Source organism: Brachybacterium sp. UMB0905, assembly GCF_002871795.1.
Taxonomy (GTDB): domain Bacteria; phylum Actinomycetota; class Actinomycetes; order Actinomycetales; family Dermabacteraceae; genus Brachybacterium.
Genome location: NZ_PNHL01000007.1, coordinates 1 through 21,407 on the forward strand (window position 1 = coordinate 1; position 21,407 = coordinate 21,407).

Consider the following 21,407-nt stretch of genomic DNA (forward strand, 5'->3'; position numbering starts at 1 on the left):
CGAGCCCCGAACTCACCGACGACGCCCGACACGTCCTTCAGCGAGTGACACACTAAAGAGGTCCAAGTCAGGTTGAAGGAAGAACTCGACGTGGCCCTCGCGCCCGATGGCTACAACGTCGGCTTCAACGCGGGAGAGGCAGCAGGCCAGACCGTCTTTCACGCGCATATCCACGTGATCCCGCGGTTCGAGGGCGACGTAGAGAACCCTGTCGGTGGAGTACGGCATGCTGTCGTCGGGCGCGGACACTACGACGCTCGGTGACTGACCGTGACTTCTCCGTCGCCGGGGGCACGGCTGGTTGCCTGTTCGCCGCGCTAGTGCCCACATCGGACCGTTTATGGCGCACCCCCTAGGGCCGTGGGTCAGGGTGCCTCGAGAGCAAAGAACAGGAAACACACGAAGGCGGTTCGCTCACTCGCGTTGGGCGGCAGCAGGTCGGTGGGCGTGTCGGGCGACCACGGCGGCTCACTCACAGCGGCGATCCGAAAGCCTTCCTCGGTGAAAGCGTCCGTCATAGCGTGGAGTGGGCGATGCCAGTACGTGAGGGTGGCACTCTGCCCCGCGAACTCGAATTCCTCGGAGTACTGGGTGAGCGCGAAGTAGTCCCGCTCTTGGTAGTTGAACAGGTAAACCACGGGGTGGGGCACGGAAAGCACCAGCCGACCGCCAGGGCGCAGTACGCGCCGAAGTTCGGCCAGCGGGCCGGCCCAGTCCTTGAGGTAGTGCATCGTCAGCGAACAGACCACGATGTCGAACGCGTCATCGGCATAGGGCAGCTGCTCACCGAGGTCTGCCACCCGCAGGTCAGCATCATGGCCCAGCCGCTCGCGGGCCAAATCGACCATGACGGGACTGAGGTCGAATCCGCTCACAATGGCGCCACGGTCCCCCAATGCTGAGGCCAAGGGGCCAGACCCACAGCCAGCGTCGAGGACACGAAGCGCGTCCACCTCCCCCGCCAAGTTGAGCATCGCTGGTCGCTCATACCAAGCGTTCAGCAGATTGTCCTCGTTAGCACTGGAGTAGGCCTGCGCGAATCCTTCATAGTCAGTCAAATCTCTCGCCCTCCACTGTGAGATATCGGTCCCGCCTTACCGCGACAGTACCCAATGGCTCAGGCCAAGTTGGGACCGTTTATGGTTCACGCCCAAGTTGGCTATGCGCGGTGCGGCAGTCCCACGAGGCTCGTGAGAACGCGCGCAAGGAGGCGTGGTGGCGTCCGCAGGGGCACGCGCGTCGAGGGGCGCAGCCGAACCATGACGACGTCGTCGCGCAGCTGTGGGACTGCTGCACGAGTTGGCGACACCTCAAGTAGACACATCTGCCACATTGAGCACCACCCTGCGTGACAGCTACGGCACCGTAGGCTCCCCCGTCCCACAGGGTCCGAATCGGCAGTTTCGTGACAGATCTGCGCCGTGGGGTATACCCCAAAGTGTCGCGATCAGCTCTGCTTCGGCCCTCGGCTTCTTCATTCACTTGGAGGGAGCTCGTTTGGGTGCCTGAGCGCCCGTTCGATCTCAGGGGTTGTCCCGTTTGCGAGGTGTTGGCGGACTGCGGATGAGACCTCACTGATGGACCTTGGGGGGAGATATGCGGAGGCCCCGGCTGCCAGCATCCTCGCGACGGGGCCGCTGTAGTGGACGCCGGCCTCGTCATCGTCGATCTCCACGATGACGATTCGGGCTCGCTCGAACTGGCTTCGTAGAGCGGCGATGAGCTGGGGGCTCGCAGGTGGCACAAGAAGGACGTCAGCGGTGGGAGGTGCATCGGCGAGGTCCAGAACGACAAACCCCTCGCTGAGCTCTTCTGCGACTTTCGCGCGGGCCGCGTCCGATAGTTCCATGGCCGTGACGACAACCGTCACCCCATCCGATTGTCGATTTGGCGTCACGGGGGCAGTGCTAACTGGCAGGATCGCTCCATCTTGGACGAGACCCCTGAACTCGAGAGATCCAAGGGCAGTGCCGGAGCGCGTTACGGTGACGCGATGGCCCGCGACTGCTGCCTCTATGGCTGACCTGACGTGTGGCGGCAGCTGGTCCAAGTCGATCTGCAGTGTGCGTTTACGGGCCATCAGCTCGTCCAGCTAGGAGACTTCAGCTCTTCCAGGGCGGCCATTGTCCAGCGTGCAGGCTCTTCGTTCGGGGGAATCATCGCCGCTGAGTACCACAACACGAGGACGGGGAGCCAGCGCGCTTCTGCGGGTGTCAGGGGGCCGACAGACTCATAGCCTGCGAACAGATCGGCGCGTACTTCGCGAGTTACCGGGCCCCACTCGCGATACGCAGTGCCCAAAAGCACCGATGAACGCGCGATCTCGTCCACTCTCGGTCCGAGCCGGGCTTCGTCGAAGTCGAGTACCGCACTGATCTCGGATCCGGACCACAGGATGTTCGTTGAGCGAAAGTCTCCGTGAAGAAGCTGGACCGGAAGCTCGCAGTCGAGGAGGCTTATCGCGCTCTGTAGCTCGGAGAGCACTGCGTCCGGCACGTGGGGGCGATCAGCGTCCATCCAGTTCCGGATGGTGCCTAAGAGAGGCCCTGGCTGTGGGCCCATGCAGGTGATTGCGTGGGAATCCGGATAGGTCGCGAGCTCGGCGTGCATGCGAGCAAGCGTTGCGCCTGCCGCGCGCACCTGATCGGGGGACTCAGGGTCGAGGATCTCCCCCCGGATCGCCCGTTGCATGGCCAGCGAGAGGCCATCCGCTTCGATCTGCACCTCACCGTCCGTCGCGGGAATCGGCGCTGACACCGCCACGCCGCGTTGCCCCAGCCATGCCACGACCCGGGCGAGCGCATCCAGCCGTTCGAACTTCTCCTCAGCGGCCGACCATTTAGCGACCACCGACCCGGAGGGCCCATCGAGCCAAGCCAACGCATTGCGATCACTGATCGCAACCCGTTCGCACGACTGCACGTCCAGGCCCCATCGCAGCCGCGTGAGCTCGAGGATCCAGTCGCTCGCCTCTCGAGCGCTCGCAAAACCGAAGCGAGACATGAGCGCGTCACCGGGCTCGACGTCCTCCCAGAGCATCTCTACCGCGGGCGCGTCTGCCATATCCATGCATCAAGAACACCACACCGGAAGGTGGTTCCCGGGCATGCGCGCCCATCGAGGCCAAGGCGCAGCGGGCTGCTGAAGTACCCCGCCCACCCCAACTGCACAGTTCCGCCAAAGTGAGACCCACCCTGCGTGACAGCTACGGCACCGTAGGCTCCCCCGTCCCACAGGGTCCAAAACAGCAGTTCCGGGACAGATCTGCGCCGTGGGGTATAGCCCATAGTGACACTTGGGATCAAGCAGTGCGGACGTACATCAGCGGGAAGCTCGATTGTCACAGTCTGGTCACAGATCCAGTCGCTACGACGGCGAGATGATACCTTTCCCTAATCGAGACCAGGGGGGGGGCATGGAAACACATATCTGGAAGCTTGAAACTTCACGCAACCGTATTCTGTCCAAGGTTGTCGCCATAATGTGCGTGCTTGCATTCGCGATTGGTGGCGCCTCGGCGGCAAATGCCGACTATTTTGCGGGAGGTATGGCTTCTAAGAAGAACTCCGTAAAGTATGTTGGAGTCAACTCGACGTACGTCAACCATTTCGACAACGCGCGCTTTCGGTGGAACGCACTGTCGGGAGTTACGTTTGGCAAGTCGAATGCTGCAAAGAACACCATGACCGCCGCGCGATACTCCAGCTCATGGTACGGACTATACACCTCGAAGGGGCCACGGGATCGTTCGCGAACGTTCACTATTCAGGTGAACGCCCGCTCCATCCAGGAGGCCTCGGGTAGAAATATGTCAAAGTGGATTGCAAGCACGTCCACTCACGAGCTGGGCCATGCCCTCAGCCTGGACGACAATCCGAAGACCTCAAAGGCTTCGTTGATGAAGTACTCCCGGAACCGGTCAACGGTAATCAGCCCTCTGCCGTACGATGTATCTGAAGTGAAGAGGATCTACCGATGAGTACTCGTCGCGCACTAACTATACTTAGCACCGCCTCGACGGTGGTGCTACTCGGAGCCGCCTGTGCTGGTCAGCCGACCACCGAGGACCCTTCGAGCGAGTCGGTCGTCCATGTGTCAGCGGACTATCCAGATTACGGAAGCACCGAAGCCGCGCTCGAGGCGGCTGACGTCGTCCTTGTCGGCACCGTAGAGTCATCTCGCGAACGGGTCGAATATCCGGAAGTCGATGACTCTGGGACCGGTTTGGAGAACCCGCAGTCTGGAGTCGACATTTCCGACGAGGATCTCGAAGAAATGGGAGTTGTTACCACGGTGACAACAATCAAGGTTACCGAGGTGATCTCGGGAGATGTCGAGGTTGGCGATTCCGTCGAGGTATCCCAAGTGGGTGGAACAATCGATGGCGTGACTTACATTGAGGATAGCACCACATTCATCGAAGAGGTCGACTCGCCCGAACTCCTTCTCCTTCTGAACGATTTCGGGGATGGCGATTACGACCTAGTGAATCCCGTCGAAGGTGTTTACGAAGTCTCAGATGGCGAAGTCGAAGCGCTTCCCGGATCCGGCGTGCAGCCAGAAGTGAGTTCGCTTGAAGAGGTCCGCGAACTCACCGAGTGATCAACACTCCTTCGACGGGGAGGGTTCGCTGAGCTCCCCGGAATCGGGAGCCACGGCCTAGTCACTTTGGGTTGCTCTTGCGCCTCAAACGAGAAGGAGCCCGCGAGGCGTGGGCTCCTTCTCTTTGCCCGATAACCTCGTAGGTGCTGTTAAACGGTGTGCGAGTCGCCACTCGGCCAGGAACGACAGCGCCAGGTACTCCCACCACAAGCACGCCACCTACCGACAAGGTCCACGTGCCAGGCTCCCGCGTTTATACGGAGACACCACCTTCCCGCCGTGCAGGTAGCTCGCGGCGTAGCAGTTTCTAGACTGGCGGAACGCTCCTGACTTAGGACATCGTTAGTGCCCCATCTCGGGGTTGATGGCGGTGATGATGTGCTGGGCGTCGGCAGTGATCTCGGGTGGGAAGTCCTGGGTGGCGCCGTTGATCGCGATGCGTGCGGTCCGGAGGGGCCGCAGGGTCTGGATGATCTTCTTCAAGCTCAACCCGGTCGCGTTTTGCATGTAGCGCGCGATGGCGAGAGCGGTGAACACGATGGTCAGGTGTGCTTCGATGGCGTCGCGTTGGTGGTGGAACATGGGGCGGGCCTGCAGGTCTGTTTTGCTCATCCGGAACGACTGCTCCACGTGCCACAGGTCATGGTAACTGGAGATCACCTCGCCCGTGTCCCGTGTCAAGTTGTTGGCAGGATTATGGGGCCAGCAAAGTTGGGGGTGTCGGGGCTGGCGTGCCCCGGGGCGCGAAAACCAGATGCCCGCCGACCGGAGAGGTCCATAGTCTCAGCGCCGTGCCGCGCTCCAGCGCACCACGCCCCGTGCCCGTGGAGGACCACCATGCCCAACGATCTGCTCACCCTGCCCCTGACCGGCGCTGCCGCCCGAGAGTTGCCGGAGTCCCCCATCGACCTGCGCCCCCTGGAAGCGGCCGATATCGACTCTCTCGCCGCGCTGTACCTGGCCGCCTACCCGCCCGGTGTCGCCGCCGCGGATCTGGCCGAGGCGCGTACCGAGATGGAGGAGAGCTTCGCAGGCGACTACGGGATCCTGCGGCCCGATGCGTGCGCCACCGCGTGGATCGAGGGTGAGGCAGTCGGCGCGATCATCGTGGTGGAGCGCTCGATCTGGGACGAAGACCTCGTCGGCCCCTTCATCATCGACCTGTTCGCCTCCCCCGCTGCACGCGGGCATGGGGTCGGGACGGCGCTCGTCGCCCACGCCGTGCGCGCGTGCGCAGCGGCCGGAGCCCCCGCGCTCAGCCTGCGGATCGGCGAAGGCACCTCCGCGGCGGCGCTGCACATCTACCAGCGCCACGGCTTCACGCCCCGCGAGACGAGCTGACGATTCTGATGCGCTGGTGACCGATGCGCCGCCCCACATCGGTCACCGCCGCATCACAATCGTGGGGAGTCAGGGGTTGGGCAGAGCGGCGCGGGGGCAGAGGGAACGGCGGCGTGCGCCCGCCTCACTCCCCCAGCATCGCCCGCCGCTGCCAGAAGACGACGGCGCTGGCCGCGGCGACGTTGAGGGAATCCACTCCCCCGGCCATCGGGATCACCACGTGCTCATCCACCGCCGTGAGCGTCGCGGGCTTCAGCCCGTGCCCCTCCGCGCCCAGCACCAGTGCGACTTTCCGGTCCGGTCCCAGGTCCGCCTGGTCCAGCGGCACCGCGCCGTCGGTGAGGGCGAGGGCGAGCACGTCGAAGCCGGCGTCGTGCAGCAGGTCCACGCCATCGGCCGACGAGCCCGTCCCGCTCTCCCCCGTCGCGCGTGGGGCGTGCGGCCAGGCGTCGAAACGGGTCCACGGCACCTGGAACACCGTTCCCATCGACACCCGGATCGAGCGGCGGTACAGCGGATCGGCGCACTGCGGGGTCACGAGCACGGCATCGACCCCGAGCGCCGCAGCGGAGCGGAACATGGCGCCGACGTTCGTGTGGTCCACGATGTCCTCGAGCACCGCGACGGTCCGCGCGCCCGCGAGCAGATCCCGCACCGACGGCAGCTCGGGCCGCTGCATGGCCGCGAGCGCCCCGCGGTGCAGATGGAAGCCGGTCAGCTCCTCGAGCAGCCCCTCAGCGCCCACATACACGGGCGCCTCGGGGAAGCGCTCATACAGCGGCGCGAACTTCGCGAGCCACTTCTCGCTCATGAGGAAGGAGCGCGGGCGCATCCCGGCGTCGATCGCCCGGGAGATCACCTCGAAGCTCTCGGCCATGAACAGGCCGCGCTCCACCTCCACGCGCGAACGCAGACGCACATCGGTCATTCTCAGGTAGTCATCCAGCGCCGGATCGGCCAGATCCTCCGCCGAACCCAGCCGACGCCGCTGACCGCCTTCTACAGCCTCCATGCGCTGTCAGTTCAAAGACAGCGAACGGGCAGTGTAGCGTTCGCCGCGCTGCTCGGCCACGAGCGGCAGCCCGAACGTCGCGGTGAGGTTCTGCGAGGTGAGGGTCTCCTGGATCGGGCCGGCGGCCACCAGCTGCCCGCGGCGCAGCAGCGCCGCATGGGTGTAGCCCGGCGGGATCTCCTCCACGTGATGCGTCACGAGCACGGTCACCGGGGTCGCGGGATCCTTCGCGAGCCGTCCCAGGGTGCGCACCAACGATTCTCGCCCGCCGAGGTCCAGGCCCGCGGCCGGCTCATCGAGCAGCAGCAGCTCCGGGTCGGTCATGAGCGCCCGGGCGGCCAGCACGCGCTTGCGCTCGCCGGTGGACAGGGTGCCGAACATGCGAGAGCCCAGCTCCCCCACCCCGAAGGCGGCGAGCAGCGTGCGGGCCCGCTCCAGATCCACCTCGTCGTACTGCTCGCGCCAGCGCCCCACCACGCCGTACCCGGCGGTGACCACGACGTTCTCGCAGGTCTCCTGCAGCGGGATGGTCTCGGCGAGCTCCTGGGAGGCTAGGCCGATCAACGGTCGCAGCTCGAAGATGTCGACCTTTCCCAGGCGCTCCCCGAACAGGTCCACGGTCCCAGCAGTGGGGTGCATGCGGGCGGCGAGCAGCTGGATCAGGGTTGATTTCCCGGCGCCGTTGGGGCCCAGGATCGCCCAGCGCTCCCCCTCTCCGATCGTGAGGGATACGTCGTCCAGGATCGTCGTCCCGGCGCGGCGGACGGTGACATCGGTGAGGGATGCTGCTGCGAAGGCCATGGCCAGAAGCCTACCCGCCGCGCCGGGTGACACCGGGGATCAGAAGCGCTGCCACACCCCCGCGTGCTCCACCTGGCCACGGCCGGGCTGGGAGTAGTCGCACACGCCCTCGGGGAAGGTCCGCTGCAGGCGCTCCCACTGCTCATCGGTGAACTCCACGGGGTAGTCCTCGCGCACCGGCGCCACGGTCGTGCAGGCGATGATGTCCGCCGCGATCGATTCCCCGGCCACCTCGCGCGGGAAGCTCGCCGAGGGGTAGAGCTGCTCGCACTCGGAGGCGGGATCCCGGTTCAGCTCCATCGGCAGGAACGTCGGTTCCTCCTCGCGCGTCATGCAGCCCTCCACCAGCGCTTCGGGACGGGCCGCGCCGATCTCCTCGAGGCTGGGGCGCTGGGTGTGATCATCGGGCGGCTCCAGCCCCGTCAGCCACGCATCCATCTGCTCGATGCCGTGCATCACCAGCGGGCTGTTGGTGCTGAGTCCGCCGTAGCGGTGATCCTCCAGCAGGCTCACGTGGTTGACCGCGGTGCCGTTGGCCTGGCGCATCCGCTCGCGCATGGAGTTGGTGTGGTAGCGCACGTGGATGTCGCCGTTCTCGAAGTCATCGGCATAGGCGCGATAGTCGATGACCGGGGTCGAGGCCAGTCCCTGCCCGCCATCGGTGAGACGGCCGGTGCGGTACGCAGCCTCGACAGCCGGCAGATCCGCCTCCGTGCGCTCGGCGATGAAGTTCGCGTCATGGTCGTAGCCTCCGATGCCCTCATTGAGATTCAGGAACTGCTCCACGCTGATGGTCCCGTCGGCCAGGGCCCCCAGGCCGTACTGGATGCCGATGTTGTCCAGCGGACGCAGGGCGAATCCGGTCTCTGGGTCGGTGCCGTAGATGTTCTTCGTGTGGTCGTAGACCGAGCAGCGCACGCCGTCAGGGTTCGTCTCCGGGTCGTAGCGCTCCTCCTCTGGCATCGTGGGCGGGCAGAACACCCGCGGGTCGATGCGCTGCGCCCCTTCGGCGACATTGTCCATGGTGGCGAGCGTCTCGAAGCCCGTGACCGCGCGCTTCTGCTCATCGGTCCAGGCGCCCTCGTCGGCGCCCTCGAAGTAGTGCTGCAGCAGGCGGGCGTCGGTGATCATGTGGATGGTGCCGAACCCGACCTCTGGGAAGGAGCAGCCCACCACGACGCCGTCGAACACCCCCGGATAGTTGTCGGCGGTCTGGTGGGCCTGGTACGAGCCGCCCGAGCAGCCGAAGCCGATCGTGAACTGGTCCCGGCCGTAGGTCTCGATGAACTTTTCCTTGGTCATCTGAGCGCTTTCGGAGGCCAGCAGATCGTTGCAGTTGAAGCCGAAGACGTTCAGCGACGAGGACGCCATGGCGTACCCCTGCCCGAGCAGGTTCGTATCGAGGGTGCCGCCGGTGCCCGGACCCTGCCGGTACCAGCCGCCGGTGCAGCCGCCGCCCAGGGTGTAGATGAGCTTGCCGTTCCAGCCGTCGGGGCGGTTCGTCGGCGTGACCTCGTCCTCGACCAACGGATCGTGCAGGGCGGTGTGCTGGTAGATGGAGCGGTTGGTGGTGCCGTGCGCCATGCGGATGATGAAGGGACGTTCTACCCCGTCGGCCGTGGTCGTGTACGCCATATCCGCGGGGTAGTCCGTTGCGTCGGCAGGGAACTCAGCCCAGCTGTCGTCGGTCGTGAAATAGATGTGGTCCACCCGATCGGCAACCGAGCAGTTCTCATCCAGCGGCGGTCCCAGCGGCTCCTCGAGGCCCGGGATGATGAACTCCTCGCTCTCGCAGGCGAAGGGGTTCTCATGCGGTCCGCTCAGCAGCGGCCCCTCCCCCGGATGGTTCGTGAGCGTCAGGCTCGCATCGGGCCGACCTTGCCGGGCACGGTCGCCTCCACGACGTGCTCGCCGGTGTCCATGCCCTCCACGAGGCCCACCAGCACATCCCGCTCGGCGTCATAGCCGAACGCATCGGTGACGTCCTGCCCGTCCAGCAGGACGGTCACCTGGTGGTGCGGGATCGTACGGTCCCAGGACACCTCCACGAGCGCGTCACCGCCGGTGACCAGATCGGGTGCACTCGAGAGCGTCGTGACCGACAGTCCCCCGTGCCCGCCGTCGTGGTTCGGGGCGGCGATCGCCGGAGCGGTGGTCAGCAGCAGCAGACCGGCCCCAGGGCGAGCGACTGGCGGACGCGCGTTCTCAGGGAGGGGCGAGGAGAGGAGGGCATGGGGGGATTCCTTCCAGGGGGTTGGGGAGAGGGAAGGGTGGTGCGACGCTAGACATGCTCGTGAGGCATGTCTCAAAAACGGCCGCATCCGTGACCATTCCGTGACCTCACGGTGAGGGGCCCGCGGAGCGCACCCGAGCTGGCCCGTCCCCCTACACTGGCCGCACCGTCGTGCCCCTCACCAGGAGGTCCCTGTGCTCCTTCGGCCCCTCACCCTGCAGGCCCCGCGCGGCTCCGTCGCCGCCGATGAGATTCGAGCGGGCATCGACGCACTGATCGCCGACCGCGCCGACGACATGCCCGTCGAGTTCCCGGCCGATGTCCTCGCCGCCGCTGAAGAGGCCGCCGGACGCGCCGCCGATGAGGATCGCGCAGATCGCACGGACATCCCCTTCATCACCCTGGACCCCGCCTCGTCCACGGACCTGGACCAGGCGATGCACCTCTCGCGCACGGATGGCGGCTATCGCGTCCTCTACGCCATCGCGGACGTGCCCTGGTTCGTGCCGCTTCACGGGCCGATCGATACGGAGGCGCGGCGCCGCGGGGAGACGGTGTACCTGCCGGATCGTCGCATCCCCCTGCACCCCGAGGTGCTCTCCGAGGGCGCTGCCTCCCTGCTGCCCGAGCAGCCCACGCCCGCCTTCGTGTGGGATCTGCAGCTCGATGAGCGTGGAGAGGTGCGGGAGGTCGGGCTCGAGCGCGCCATAGTCCGCTCGGTCGCGAAGCTCGCCTATGACGAGGTGCAGCAGCAGTTGGATGCCGGCACTGCTGACGAGATGATGCTCCTGCTGCAGGAGATCGGTCAGCTGCGCGCCCAGCTCGAATCCGAGCGCGGCGGGGCGAGCCTCAACGTTCCTGAGCAGGAGGTGGAGGCCGACGGGGACCATGTGCGCCTCACCTGGCGCCAGCCCAACCCGATCGAGGACGCCAACGCCCAGATCTCGCTGATGACCGGGATGGCTGCGGCGTCGGTGATGCTCGAGCACGGCGCCGGGATCCTGCGCACCATGCCTCCGGCGCAGGACCAGGCGGTGGCGCGTTTCCGCCGCCAGACGGAGGCTCTGGGCGAACCCTGGCCCACCGCGCAGCGGTACGGCGACTACCTGCGTTCGCTGGACTGGCGGAACCCCTCCCACCTTGCCCTGCTGAACCAGGCCACGTCCCTCTTCCGCGGTGCTGGCTACCACGCCTTCACGAGCGCCGAGCAGATCCCCGAGGATCCCGCCCAGGCGGCGATCGCGGCACCCTACGCGCACACCACCGCGCCGCTGCGCCGCCTGGTGGACCGCTTCGTGCTGCTGATCTGCCACCACCACCTCACCGGCACCACCCCGCCTGCCGAGCTCCTCGCTGCGCTCGCGGAGATCCCCGAAGCGATGCAGTCCGCCGGATCACGGGTCGGCCAGCTCGAGCGCGAGGCCATCGACCTGGTGGAGATGCTCGCCCTGCGCGCGTGGGTGGGCGAGACGTTCCCCGCGGCGGTGATCGAACGGCGCGAGGCCAGCACGAACTCGGACGGGAATGGCGGCGCCCCCACCCGCGTGGAGGTTCAGCTCATCGACCCGCCGGTGACCGCCTGGGTGCCGCTGGATGCGCAGATGGGGCAGGTCGTGCGGGTGCGGCTCGAGAATGTCGATGTCGCAGAGCGCAGCGTACGGTTCGTCGCCGCGGGCGAGTCGGAGCCGACGACCGAAGACGCAGAGCCGACGACCGAAGGCGAGGGGGCGCCGTGACCGCCCCGGATGCCGGACGCGATCTCGTCGCCCTGCCCCGGGCGGCGGTGCTCATGCTGTGGACCGCCCAGTACCTGCGCGGTGCCATCGGGCCCGATGACGCTGCGCAGCTGAGCTTCGGGGCGGACCGTTCCGGGCCCAGCGGGCACGGCGAGGACCTCTTCGACTGGATGGTGTCCCTCAAGCAGCTGCCGCTGGTGCAGCTGCGGCTTGTCCTGCCGGTGCCCGGGCGCCTCGCGGGCCTCGTCGGACCACCCGAGGTGGTGCCGGCCGCGCTCGAGGCCGAGCAGGCGATCGTGGTGACCGCCGCGGGCATCGCCGACCACACGCTCGTGCCGATCCTCTCCCCCGGCGAGCATCAGGGACGCCCCGTCACCGCCGTGACCTGGGCCCGCACCCCCGCCCCGGTCGGCGCGCAGATGGCCCCGCCGGCGTCGGGCGGAGCCCGTGAAGAGCTGCTGCACGCCCTGCGGCGCACCGCCGGGGGCAGCACCGACGTGGACCTGGTGCCGGAGGAGCCGGTGGAGCCCTCGCGCATCCCCGCCACCTGGATCGCGACCGGCCTGCCCAAAGACATCGACCTGCCGGCCGCGCATCTGCTCATCCTTGCCGCCCGCACCCTGCTGCTCTCGCGCGCCGAGATCGAGGAAGGGCACGGTCATACGGTGCACCTGGCCGAGGCGCTCACCCGACGGGGGCTGCTCGATGAGCTGCACGACGCCGCCCGCGTCGCCCTGGTGGAGGCGGTAGAGCAGCTCAGTGCGATCGACCCGGCCTGAGCTGGCCGTCCCGATCCCGCCGCTGGCAGTCCCGATCCCGCCGCAGCACGCTGCGTCGGATCCGCGCTGAGCCTGCCCACAGCGCATGGGGCGGGCATGCGGAGGATCAGCCGGCGAGCACCTGGCGGTACACCTCCAGGGTGCGCTCGGCGATCGAGGTCCACGAGAAATGCTCCGCAGCCCGACGCCGGGAGGCCTCGCCCATCTGCGCCGCCCGCTCGGGATCGGAGACCATGCGCACCAGTGCATCGCGCAGATCCGTCACGAAACGATCGGGGTCCACCGGCGTGCCGGTCCCATCGCTCAGCTGCTCGAGGGGCACCAGGTAGCCGGTCTCACCGTCGGCCACCACTTCGGGGATCCCTCCGGTGGCGGAGGCGACCACCGGGGTGCCGCAGGCCATCGCTTCGAGGTTCACAATCCCCAGCGGCTCGTACACGCTCGGGCACACGAACGTGGTCGCATGCGTGAGCATCTGGGTGAGCTCCTGGCGGGGCAGCATATCGGTGATCAGATGCAGGCCCTGCCGGCTGCTCTGCAGCTCGGTGACCAGCTCATCCACCTCGCGGGCGATCTCGGGCGTATCCGGGGCGCCGGCGCACAGCACCACCTGATAGTCCTCCGGCAGCTCCCGCACGGCGCGCAGGAAGTACGGCAGGCCCTTCTGTCGGGTGATCCGGCCGACGAACACGATCATCGGCGCCTGCGGATCGATGCCGCGGCTGGTCAGCGCCGTCGTCTCCGGATTTGGCGCCCACTGCTCGAGGTCGATGCCGTTGTGGACCACATGCACCCGGTCCGGGTCCACCATCGGGTAGGAGCGCAGAATGTCCTCACGCATGCCCCCGGAGACGGCGATGACCCCGGCGGCATGCTCGTACGCGGTCCTCTCGGCGAAGGAGCTGAGGCGATAGCCGCCGCCCAACTGCTCGGCCTTCCACGGCCGCAGCGGCTCGAGCGAGTGAGCGGAGAGCACATGCGGCATGCCGTGCAGGGTGGAGGCGACGTGCCCGGCGAAGTTCGCGTACCAGGTGTGGGAGTGGACCAGATCCGCCCCCTCGCAGTCCTGGGCCATCAGCAGATCGGTGCCCAGGGTGCTGAGTGCAGCATTGGCACCCTCCAACTCCGCGGGGGTGCGGTACGAGGTGGTGTCCTCCTCGGTGCGATCGGCGCCGAAGGCCCGCACCTGCACCTCGATGTGCCGACGCAGCACAGCGGTGAGCTCGGCGACGTGAACGCCGGCACCCCCATACACCTCCGGCGGGTACTCCTTGGTCAGCAGATCGACGCGCATGGACTGCATCCTTCCTCTTCCGGCCCGGGCATGGGGCGGGGCGTCCGGTCGCGGCGATCCGGCGGGACCCCCGCAGCGTGATGGACGCCACCGCTGGACTATCCTCGCATCATGTCCTCCCCCAAGGTTCTTGCCATCGTCCTCGCCGGCGGCGAGGGGAAGCGGCTGATGCCGCTGACCGTCGACCGAGCCAAGCCGGCCGTGCCCTTCGGCGGCATCTACCGGCTGATCGACTTCGCCCTGTCGAACATCGTCAACTCCGGCTACCTGAAAATCGTGGTGCTGACCCAGTACAAGTCCCATTCGCTGGACAAGCACATCGCCCAGACCTGGCGAATGAGCTCCCTGCTGGGCAACTATGTGGCACCGGTGCCCGCCCAGCAGCGCATGGGCAAGCACTGGTACCGCGGCAGCGCCGACGCGATCGCCCAGTCCCTGAACCTCATCGATGACGAGAAGCCCGACTACGTGGTGGTTGTCGGGGCCGACAACATCTACCGCATGGACTTCTCCCAGATGCTCGATGCGCATATCGAGTCCGGGAAGTCCTGTTCGGTCGCCGCGATCCGCCAGCCCATCGAGCTGTCCGACCAGTTCGGGGTGATCGAGACCGACCCGTCGGATCCCACCACCATCAAGGCGTTCGTGGAGAAGCCCACCCAGACCGAGGGCCTGGCCGATGACCCCTCCGCGATCCTCGCCTCGATGGGCAACTACATCTTCACCGCCCAGGCACTCATGGATGCGGTGACCGCCGATGCGCAGGATGACTCCTCCCGGCACGACATGGGCGGAGACATCGTGCCGGCCTTTGTGGACCGCGGCGATGCTGCGGTGTACGACTTCATCCGCAACGATGTGCCGGGCTCCACGGACCGTGACCGCGACTACTGGCGCGATGTGGGCACCCTGGATGCGTTCTATGACGCCCACATGGACCTCATCTCGGTGCACCCGGTGTTCAACCTCTACAACGCCGACTGGCCGACGTTCACCGGTCACCGCAATGTCCCGCCGGCGAAGTTCGTGCATGCCGGGCCGGGGCGCGTCGGCTCCGCGGTGGACTCCTTCATCTCCCCTGGCGTCGTGGTCTCCGGGGCGCAGGTCTCCAGCTCCGTGCTCTCCCCCGGGGTGCGCGTGAACTCCTGGTCCAACGTCTCGGATTCGGTGCTCATGGATGGCGTGATCGTGGGGCGCCACAGCCAGATCCATCGCGCGATCATCGACAAGAACGTTGTGGTGCCGCCGCGCACGCAGATCGGCCTGGATCCCGAGGAGGACCGGGCCCGCGGCTGGGTGGTCACCGAGTCCGGCATCACCGTGCTCGGCAAGGGCACCGTCATCACCCCGTGACAGCCTCGGTGCGTTCCACTTCCCAGCCCCCGACGGGCCTGCTGATCAGCGACGTCGACTCCACCTTCCTGACCCAGGAGGTCATCGAGCTGGTGGCCGATCACGCCGGAGTGCGTGACCGGGTGGAGGCGATCACCACCGCAGCGATGCGCGGAGAGCTGGACTTCGCCGCCTCGCTGCGTGAGCGCGTGGCCCTGCTGGAAGGGTTGGATGCCGCGGTGCTCGAGGAGGTGCGCGCCAGCCTGGTCCCCACCCCCGGGGTGCTCGAGCTGTTCGCCCGCGCCCGCACCGCCGGCTGGGTGACCGCACTGGTCTCCGGAGGCTTCCACGAGGCGATCGATGAGCTCGCAGCACAGGCGGGGATCGACCATGTGCGTGCCCATCGCTTCGAGGTCACGGAAGGGCGCCTGACCGGGCGGGTCGCCGGAGACATCGTGGATGGCGCGGTCAAGCGCCGCACCCTGGAACAGCTGCGGGAGCGCTACGGCCTGGCCCCGCAGCGAGTGGTCGCCCTCGGCGACGGCGCGAACGACCGGGAGATGCTGCGCGCGGCCGGGACCGGCATCGCCTTCCGGGCCAAGCCCGCGCTGCGCGAGGTGGCCGATGTGTCGCTCGCAGGGCCCTCGCTGCTGGATGCCTGGCCGTATCTCGAGGCGGCCGCGGGCCGCTGAGGTCAGGGCCGCACGATGGTGTGCAGCGTGAGGGTCTCCTCACCCAGCTGCGACCACTGCGGCAGCTCCCCGGTGAGCACAGCCATGCCCCCGGTGGGCATGCCGATGCGGGCCTGCGCGGCCGAGCCCGCATCCGAGTCCTCATCGGCCAGCTGATCGCTAAGAGTGGAGATCACCGGTTCGTGGCCGATGACCATGAGCACCTGATGCTCATCGTCCACCTCTCGGAGAAGACCCAGCAGGTCTTCGGTGCCGCCGCCGTAGATCTCCTCGTGGTAGCTGACCTCGCCGCTGAACTCCGGCATCTTCGCGCGCACCGCGTCCCAGGTCTGCTGGGTGCGGGTCGCTGTGGAGACCAGAACACGGGAGACCTGCACTCCCTGCGCGTCGAGGTACTCCCCCACCAGATGCGCCTGGGTGATGCCGCGGTCGGCGAGCTCACGCTCGTGGTCAGTGGTTCCGGAGCCGCTCTCCGCCTTGCCATGTCGCATCAGCAGCAGCAGACGGGGGTCGGGGTCGGAGGATGCCATGGGGGCTGGTTCACGCCTTCGGGTCGGTCGAGGAATCGGGCCCGCCAGGGGGACGGGCCGCGGGGGCGGGATCAGTGTCCCATGCCCAAGCCGCCGTCCACGGGGATGACGGCGCCGGAGATGTATGCCGCATCATCGCTGGCGAGGAATGCGACCACGCGCGCCACCTCCGCGGGATCCGCGAAACGCTCGGCGGGGATGGCCTTGCGGTAGCTTTCCTGCAGGTCTTCGGGCAGGGAGCGGGTCATCTCGGTGTCGATGTAGCCGGGGGCGACGACGTTCGCGGTGATGCCGCGCGAACCGAGCTCGCGCGTGATCGCCCGCGCCATGCCGATCAGACCGGACTTCGAGGCGGCGTAGTTGACCTGGCCGGGCGAGCCATACAGCCCGACGACGGAGCTGATGAGCACGATCCGTCCGTACTTCTTGCGCATCATCGACTTCGTCACCCGCTTGATGCTGCGGAACGCGCCGGTGAGGTTGGTGTCCAGCACCCTCTCGAAGGAGTCATCGCTCATGCGCAGCAGCAGCTGGTCATCGGTGATCCCCGCATTGGCGACGAGCACCTCGATGGGGCCGTGCTCCGCTTCCGCAGCGCTGACCGCGCGGTCCAGGCTTTCGCCATCGGTGACATCAGCAGCGAGCGTCAGCACACCGTCGGGGCCGCCCTGGCCGGAGCGGGAGGTGACGGCCACCTTGTCGCCGCGACGCAGGAGCTCCTCGGCGATCGCCCTGCCGATGCCGCGGTTGCCTCCAGTGATCAGGACGCTGCGGGGGGTGGTGGTCTCGCTCATCGGTTCTCCTTCACGGCGGGGCGGGTAGCTGGCTGCGGTCGACGCGATGTACTCGGCGCACGTGCGGTGGTTGCTGTGTGAGCGCCGCGTCATCAGGCCAGGGGTGTGCACTACGATACGGCCAGAACAGGGTCGGGTCTCGCTTGGGGGGAACCCGGCTGCCCGCACAGCAGGAAGGTGCCCGCTGATGGCTTACCGCTTCAATCCGCCGCCGAACTGGCCGATCAAGGATGCGAACTGGAGCCCGCCTCCGGGGTGGCAGCCGGACCCGTCCTGGGGTCCTGCGCCCGAGGGCTGGAACTTCTGGGTCGAGGAATCTGCGCCGCAGGGACCGGCCGCCGATACTGCGGGGCCCTCCGATACGTCTGACAGCGATGCGTCCACCGGCGATGCGTCCGCTGCGGCGGCCCCGGCCGAGAGCGGGGAGAGCAGCGGGCAGAGCGCTGCTGCCGATGATGACGCCACGCATGTGACGAACTCCGGGGAGCAGCCTGCCCCGCTGCAGGGCGAGCCCTCGATGCAGGGCGAGGACGACGCGACGCGTGTGGCGAACTCCGGGGAGCAGCCTGCCCCGCTGCAGGGCGAGCCCTCGATGCAGGGCGAGGACGACGCCACGCGTGTCGCGCACTCCGGGGAGCAGCCTGCCCCGCTGCAGGGTGAGCCTTCGTTGCAGGGCGAGGACGACGCCACGCGCGTCGCGAACTCCGGGGAGCAGTCCGCAGCGGCGGCGCAGCCCGCCGACGATCAGAGCTCCGCGGCCGCGCCCGAGACCGCGCAGTATGAGGGCCCTGACCTCGAGACGGATCTCGCCCAGCAGGCCCCCTACGAGACCGGCCTTCCGGCGGATCAGTCTGCCGGTGGTGTGCAGGGTGCCGATGCCTCCTCGGAGCCGGCCGACGGGGCCGGTGCAGCCGGAGCGGCCGGTGTCGCAGGTGCCGCAGGAGCCGCCGGGGCGGCTGCTCACGGCGCACAGGGTGAAGGACAGAGCGCCGGCTACGGCCAGGACCAGAGCTACGGCGAGGCCTCTCCCGCACTGGGCTACGGTCAGGATCAGGCCTACGGCCAGGCCTCCCCCGCACAGGGTTACGGCCAGGCCTCTCCCGCACCGGGCTACGGCCAGGGGTCTGCGGCGGATTACCCCGGACAGGGCTCTGCCGGCGAGTACTCCGATTACGGCACCGCCTCTCCGGCCGGTGCGGGGAGCAGTGGGTCCTGGACGGCCTCCACCGCTCCCGGTCAGGGCCAGCAGAAGAGCTTCCTGCAGCGTTTCTGGTGGCTGGGCTGCATCCTTGCAGCACTGCTCGCGCTGCTGCTCATCGTCGTGGGCGGCCTGGTGTTCCTCAACCGCGGTGGTGGTGACACCGAGGGCGGAGATCCCACCACGACCGTCGAGGAGACTCCCTCCGAGGACGAGACCCCGACGGGGGACGAGACCCCGACGGAGGACGAGACCCCGACGGAGGATGAGACTCCGACCGAAGACGAGGAGGAGACGCCGACTCCCACCAACACCCCGACGATCAGCGGTGACGCTGAGGAGAGGGCGGTGGCGGGCATGGACGGCTCCGGGAAGGTCGCCATCGAGATGGAGTGGCTGCCGGCCTCGAAGCTGCCCGGTGATATCACCGACACCGTCAACGAACCCGAGAACGGCGACGAGTACCTCGTGGTGACCGTGAAGCTCACCGTCGAGGACGGGGAGATGGGCAACAATCCGCATCAGCTGACGGTGAAGACTCCCTACGGCGGCGATATCAGCCCCGCGAGCGCCAGCTACTCGCTCAAGGACGGCGGGGCGTCTGGCGCTCCGTTCGATCTGAAGGCCGGGGATGAGTACACGATGCGAGTGCTGTTCGATGTGAAGCGGGCCGGCGGGTTGACGCTGAACTACACGACCTACAGCGACGACTACACCTGGAAGATCCCCAAGTGACCGTCACCCGGAGCTTCAACCCCCCGCCGAACTGGCCGGAACCGCCGCACGACGGCTGGATCCCCCCGACAGACTTCGTGCCGGATCAGCGGTGGGGCCCGGTCCCGGCCGGGTGGAGGCTCTGGACCCGTGAGGATCGCGCGGGCGGCCCCGCGCCGCTGCAGGCGTCCGAGGATGTCCCTGCCAGCGGCGCGCGGCCGCGTCCGCGCGTCGAGCAGTACCCCGTCGCCGTCCTGAACCCGGGGATATGGACGGAGAATCACCCGGGGAACGAGGACTACGGATTCCCGGAGCCGACCCCGCGCCCCGATCGTCCCCGGGTGCGGCTCGGCGTCACGATCGCGGTGACCGTGCTGGGCTTCCTCATCGCCGCCGCGACCGCAGTGATGTTCGTGATGCTCGTGAACTTCGCGGTCGAGGACCTGCTGGGCGTGCTCGAAAAGCGTGCCGCCGGACACCTCACCGGTTCCTTCACACCCGCTGATGGCTTCCTGGCCGATGTCCTGACCGCTGCGATCCGCGGGGACGGATGACCCGCTCCCCCGCCCGTAGCGTGCTCCTCAGCCGTGACACGCTGCTGTGGCTGCTGATCGTGCTGATCCTGGCCGGCGTGTGTGTGATGCTCGGCCGGTGGCAGTTCGGCCGATATGAGGACCGCCGAGCGCACGCCGATCTCGTCGCGTCCCATTACGACGCAGCACCGGTGGACCGCGAGAGCATCCTTCCCACTCCGGATGCCTCGCTCCCGCCGGATGCGGAATGGTCACCCATCACTCTGCGCGGCAGCTACTGCACCGACCCGGAGTGCATCCTGTACGTGCGCAACCGGACCCTCGCGGGAGACGTCGGCTACTGGCAGCTGGCTCCCTTCACCGCGGAGGACGGCACCGCGCTGCTCGTCGTGCGGGGATGGGTGCCCCAGGACGGCGACGGGCAGGTGCCCGCCCAGCCCGCTGCGGTGCCCGAGGACACGGTCACGATCACCGTGCGGCTGCGCCCTCCCGAACCGGTGCTGGACCGAGAGCGGCCCGAGGGACAGGTGCACTCCGTCTCTCCGCAGCAGATCGAGACGATCCTGCCTCCCCTAGATGCGGCGATGATCACCGGCGCTTACGGAGAGCTCGATGCTGAAGACCCCGCCGGGGAGCGGCCCATCCCCCTGCCGCGGCCGGACACCGGGCTGGGGCCCCACCTGTCCTATGCCGTGCAATGGTGGGTGTTCGCCCTGTTCTTTCCGGCGGCCTGGATCTACCGCACCCGTCGGCAGATCCAGGACCTGCGCACCGAGACGAACCCTGATCCGACGCCGCACCGCGTCGACCATCGCCCGCGCAGCGCCGCTCGAACCCGCCGCCGCGGCCATGACGAGGAGGAAGAGGATGCCCTCATCGATCAGCACACGCTCTGACCGCCGCCCGCGCGGCACCCGCTTCCTGCCCGGACCGCGACCGCGCTGCATCGCCCACCGCGGTCTGGCGCTCGAGGCCACGGAGAACACCCTGGACGCCTTCGCCGCCGCGATCGCAGCCGGCGCGGACCTTTTGGAGACCGACACCCGAGCGACCGCCGACGGCCTCGCCCTGGCGGTGCATGACGCCGACCTGCAGCGCATCGCCGCCGATCCCCGCCGCATCGACGACCTGGCCGCCCAGGAAGCCGGGGCGATCACGCTGCACGGCGGAGAGCGTCTGGCCATGCTCGAGGACGTCCTGGGAACCTTCGCCGACGTCCCGGTGAACATCGACATCAAGGCTCCCTCGGCGATCGGGCCCGCGGTCGCCGCGATCTCCCGCACCCGCAGCGCCGATCGGGTGTGCATCGCGGCCTTCGATGACGTGGTGGGCCGACGGACCGCTGCGACGCTTGAGGCTGCGACCGGTATCCGGGTGCAGCGCTCGCCCGGGCGCCGGACCATCGCCGCGTTCCTTGCGGCTCGCGCCGTCGAAGCGCCGCAGGGCGTGATCCGTCGGCTGCTGGCCCCTTATGGCGCTCTCCAGGTGCCGCTCACCTACCAGGGGGTGCCCATCATCACCCCCGCGAACGTCGCTGCCGCTCACCGGGCCGGCTGCGAGGTGCATGCCTGGACGGTCGATGACCCCCAGACCATGCAGGACCTGCTGGTCATGGGCGTGGATGGTATTATCACCAACCGCGTCGATACGCTCGCTGCGTTGCTGGGGAGGGTGTCTGAGAGCTCGTGATCCGCGTGCTCGACGCCACTGTCTGAGGTCTTGGAGGGTCCGCCCTGCGGCGGTGCGCCCGATGTCTGGGACACTGGGAACAATTCCTGCTCGCGCGGCGTTGTATTGGTTCGGTGAGGTCCGCGTC

Annotated in this window: 20 protein-coding genes and 2 pseudogenes; 12 read left to right on the forward strand and 10 right to left on the reverse strand. The window is 67.8% G+C overall.

Going from position 1 to position 21,407, the window contains the following annotated elements; translation table 11 throughout:
• Positions 1-72: 72 nt before the first annotated feature.
• On the forward strand, positions 73-264 hold the full coding sequence (locus CJ197_RS08080; RefSeq protein ID WP_102236243.1) for an HIT family protein: 192 nt from the start codon (positions 73-75) through the stop codon (positions 262-264).
• 101 nt (positions 265-365) lie between these two features.
• On the opposite strand, the gene CJ197_RS08085 is transcribed toward CJ197_RS08080, so the two are convergent.
• The 3 genes from CJ197_RS08085 to CJ197_RS08090 all read right to left on the reverse strand — a co-directional run bounded on the left by CJ197_RS08085 (position 366) and on the right by CJ197_RS08090 (position 3,069).
• Positions 366-974, reverse strand: coding sequence for a class I SAM-dependent methyltransferase (locus CJ197_RS08085; protein WP_102236244.1), 609 nt, complete (start codon positions 972-974; stop codon positions 366-368).
• 500 nt (positions 975-1,474) lie between these two features.
• Positions 1,475-1,870: a response regulator transcription factor gene (locus tag CJ197_RS14885; RefSeq protein WP_146007732.1), complete on the reverse strand. Its 396-nt coding sequence runs from the start codon at positions 1,868-1,870 to the stop codon at positions 1,475-1,477.
• A gap of 209 nt (positions 1,871-2,079) precedes the next feature.
• Positions 2,080-3,069, reverse strand: coding sequence for a phosphotransferase enzyme family protein (locus tag CJ197_RS08090; RefSeq protein ID WP_102236245.1), 990 nt, complete (start codon positions 3,067-3,069; stop codon positions 2,080-2,082).
• Positions 3,070-3,415: 346 nt separating this feature from the next.
• Here CJ197_RS08090 and CJ197_RS08095 point away from each other — a divergent pair, with 346 nt between their 5' ends.
• Positions 3,416-3,979, forward strand: a complete 564-nt coding sequence (locus CJ197_RS08095; RefSeq protein WP_233190750.1) for a hypothetical protein — start codon at positions 3,416-3,418, stop codon at positions 3,977-3,979.
• Positions 3,976-4,602, forward strand: coding sequence for a hypothetical protein (locus CJ197_RS14890; protein ID WP_146007733.1), 627 nt, complete (start codon positions 3,976-3,978; stop codon positions 4,600-4,602). Before CJ197_RS08095 ends, CJ197_RS14890 begins: the two co-directional genes overlap by 4 nt.
• A 342-nt stretch (positions 4,603-4,944) precedes the next feature.
• Here CJ197_RS14890 and CJ197_RS08105 read toward each other — a convergent pair.
• A pseudogene (locus CJ197_RS08105) lies at positions 4,945-5,265 on the reverse strand (IS1634 family transposase); the annotation flags it as partial.
• 174 nt (positions 5,266-5,439) lie between these two features.
• Between CJ197_RS08105 and CJ197_RS08110 the strand changes: the two are divergent.
• Positions 5,440-5,943 (forward strand): GNAT family N-acetyltransferase, encoded by a 504-nt coding sequence (locus tag CJ197_RS08110; RefSeq protein WP_102236248.1) that lies wholly within the window; start codon positions 5,440-5,442, stop codon positions 5,941-5,943.
• A 124-nt stretch (positions 5,944-6,067) separates the two neighbouring features.
• On the opposite strand, the gene CJ197_RS08115 is transcribed toward CJ197_RS08110, so the two are convergent.
• The 3 genes and pseudogenes from CJ197_RS08115 to CJ197_RS08125 all read right to left on the reverse strand — a co-directional run bounded on the left by CJ197_RS08115 (position 6,068) and on the right by CJ197_RS08125 (position 10,077).
• On the reverse strand, positions 6,068-6,955 hold the full coding sequence (locus CJ197_RS08115) for an RNA methyltransferase (RefSeq protein WP_102236249.1): 888 nt from the start codon (positions 6,953-6,955) through the stop codon (positions 6,068-6,070).
• Between the two features lie 6 nt (positions 6,956-6,961).
• Positions 6,962-7,756 carry an ABC transporter ATP-binding protein gene (locus CJ197_RS08120; RefSeq protein WP_102236250.1) on the reverse strand — a complete coding sequence of 265 codons (795 nt, stop codon included), beginning with the start codon at positions 7,754-7,756 and terminating at the stop codon, positions 6,962-6,964.
• Between the two features lie 39 nt (positions 7,757-7,795).
• Positions 7,796-10,077, reverse strand: a pseudogene (locus tag CJ197_RS08125) (DUF6351 family protein).
• Between the two features lie 106 nt (positions 10,078-10,183).
• Between CJ197_RS08125 and CJ197_RS08130 the strand changes: the two are divergent.
• Together CJ197_RS08130 and CJ197_RS08135 are read left to right on the forward strand one after the other, a co-directional pair.
• Complete coding sequence (locus CJ197_RS08130; RefSeq protein ID WP_102236251.1) at positions 10,184-11,725, forward strand: RNB domain-containing ribonuclease; 1,542 nt, start codon at positions 10,184-10,186, stop codon at positions 11,723-11,725.
• Complete coding sequence (locus CJ197_RS08135; protein WP_102236252.1) at positions 11,722-12,504, forward strand: hypothetical protein; 783 nt, start codon at positions 11,722-11,724, stop codon at positions 12,502-12,504. Before CJ197_RS08130 ends, CJ197_RS08135 begins: the two co-directional genes overlap by 4 nt.
• 106 nt (positions 12,505-12,610) lie before the next feature.
• Here the strand turns inward: CJ197_RS08135 and glgA are convergent, their stop codons facing one another.
• Positions 12,611-13,798 (reverse strand): glycogen synthase, encoded by a 1,188-nt coding sequence (gene glgA / locus CJ197_RS08140; protein ID WP_102236253.1) that lies wholly within the window; start codon positions 13,796-13,798, stop codon positions 12,611-12,613.
• A gap of 111 nt (positions 13,799-13,909) precedes the next feature.
• Between glgA and glgC the strand changes: the two genes are divergently transcribed.
• Together glgC and serB are read left to right on the forward strand one after the other, a co-directional pair.
• Positions 13,910-15,151, forward strand: a complete 1,242-nt coding sequence (gene glgC, locus CJ197_RS08145; RefSeq protein ID WP_102236254.1) for a glucose-1-phosphate adenylyltransferase — start codon at positions 13,910-13,912, stop codon at positions 15,149-15,151.
• Positions 15,148-15,822 (forward strand): phosphoserine phosphatase SerB, encoded by a 675-nt coding sequence (serB, locus tag CJ197_RS08150; RefSeq protein WP_102236255.1) that lies wholly within the window; start codon positions 15,148-15,150, stop codon positions 15,820-15,822. The genes glgC and serB overlap by 4 nt, the downstream gene beginning before the upstream one ends.
• Positions 15,823-15,824: 2 nt before the next feature.
• Here serB and CJ197_RS08155 read toward each other — a convergent pair whose 3' ends face one another.
• Together CJ197_RS08155 and CJ197_RS08160 are read right to left on the reverse strand one after the other, a co-directional pair.
• Positions 15,825-16,352: a histidine phosphatase family protein gene (locus tag CJ197_RS08155; RefSeq protein WP_102236256.1), complete on the reverse strand. Its 528-nt coding sequence runs from the start codon at positions 16,350-16,352 to the stop codon at positions 15,825-15,827.
• Positions 16,353-16,423: 71 nt separating this feature from the next.
• Positions 16,424-17,146 carry a beta-ketoacyl-ACP reductase gene (locus tag CJ197_RS08160; RefSeq protein WP_102236257.1) on the reverse strand — a complete coding sequence of 241 codons (723 nt, stop codon included), beginning with the start codon at positions 17,144-17,146 and terminating at the stop codon, positions 16,424-16,426.
• A 187-nt stretch (positions 17,147-17,333) separates the two neighbouring features.
• Between CJ197_RS08160 and CJ197_RS15135 the strand changes: the two genes are divergently transcribed.
• From CJ197_RS15135 to CJ197_RS08180, 4 genes are read left to right on the forward strand one after another with little or no spacing between them, the layout of a single operon-like run.
• Positions 17,334-19,079 carry a hypothetical protein gene (locus tag CJ197_RS15135; RefSeq protein WP_102236258.1) on the forward strand — a complete coding sequence of 582 codons (1,746 nt, stop codon included), beginning with the start codon at positions 17,334-17,336 and terminating at the stop codon, positions 19,077-19,079.
• On the forward strand, positions 19,076-19,612 hold the full coding sequence (locus tag CJ197_RS08170) for a hypothetical protein (RefSeq protein ID WP_233190751.1): 537 nt from the start codon (positions 19,076-19,078) through the stop codon (positions 19,610-19,612). Before CJ197_RS15135 ends, CJ197_RS08170 begins: the two co-directional genes overlap by 4 nt.
• Positions 19,609-20,487 carry an SURF1 family protein gene (locus CJ197_RS08175; protein WP_102236259.1) on the forward strand — a complete coding sequence of 293 codons (879 nt, stop codon included), beginning with the start codon at positions 19,609-19,611 and terminating at the stop codon, positions 20,485-20,487. Before CJ197_RS08170 ends, CJ197_RS08175 begins: the two co-directional genes overlap by 4 nt.
• Positions 20,459-21,280, forward strand: coding sequence for a glycerophosphodiester phosphodiesterase family protein (locus tag CJ197_RS08180; protein ID WP_102236260.1), 822 nt, complete (start codon positions 20,459-20,461; stop codon positions 21,278-21,280). Before CJ197_RS08175 ends, CJ197_RS08180 begins: the two co-directional genes overlap by 29 nt.
• Positions 21,281-21,407 lie beyond the last annotated feature (127 nt).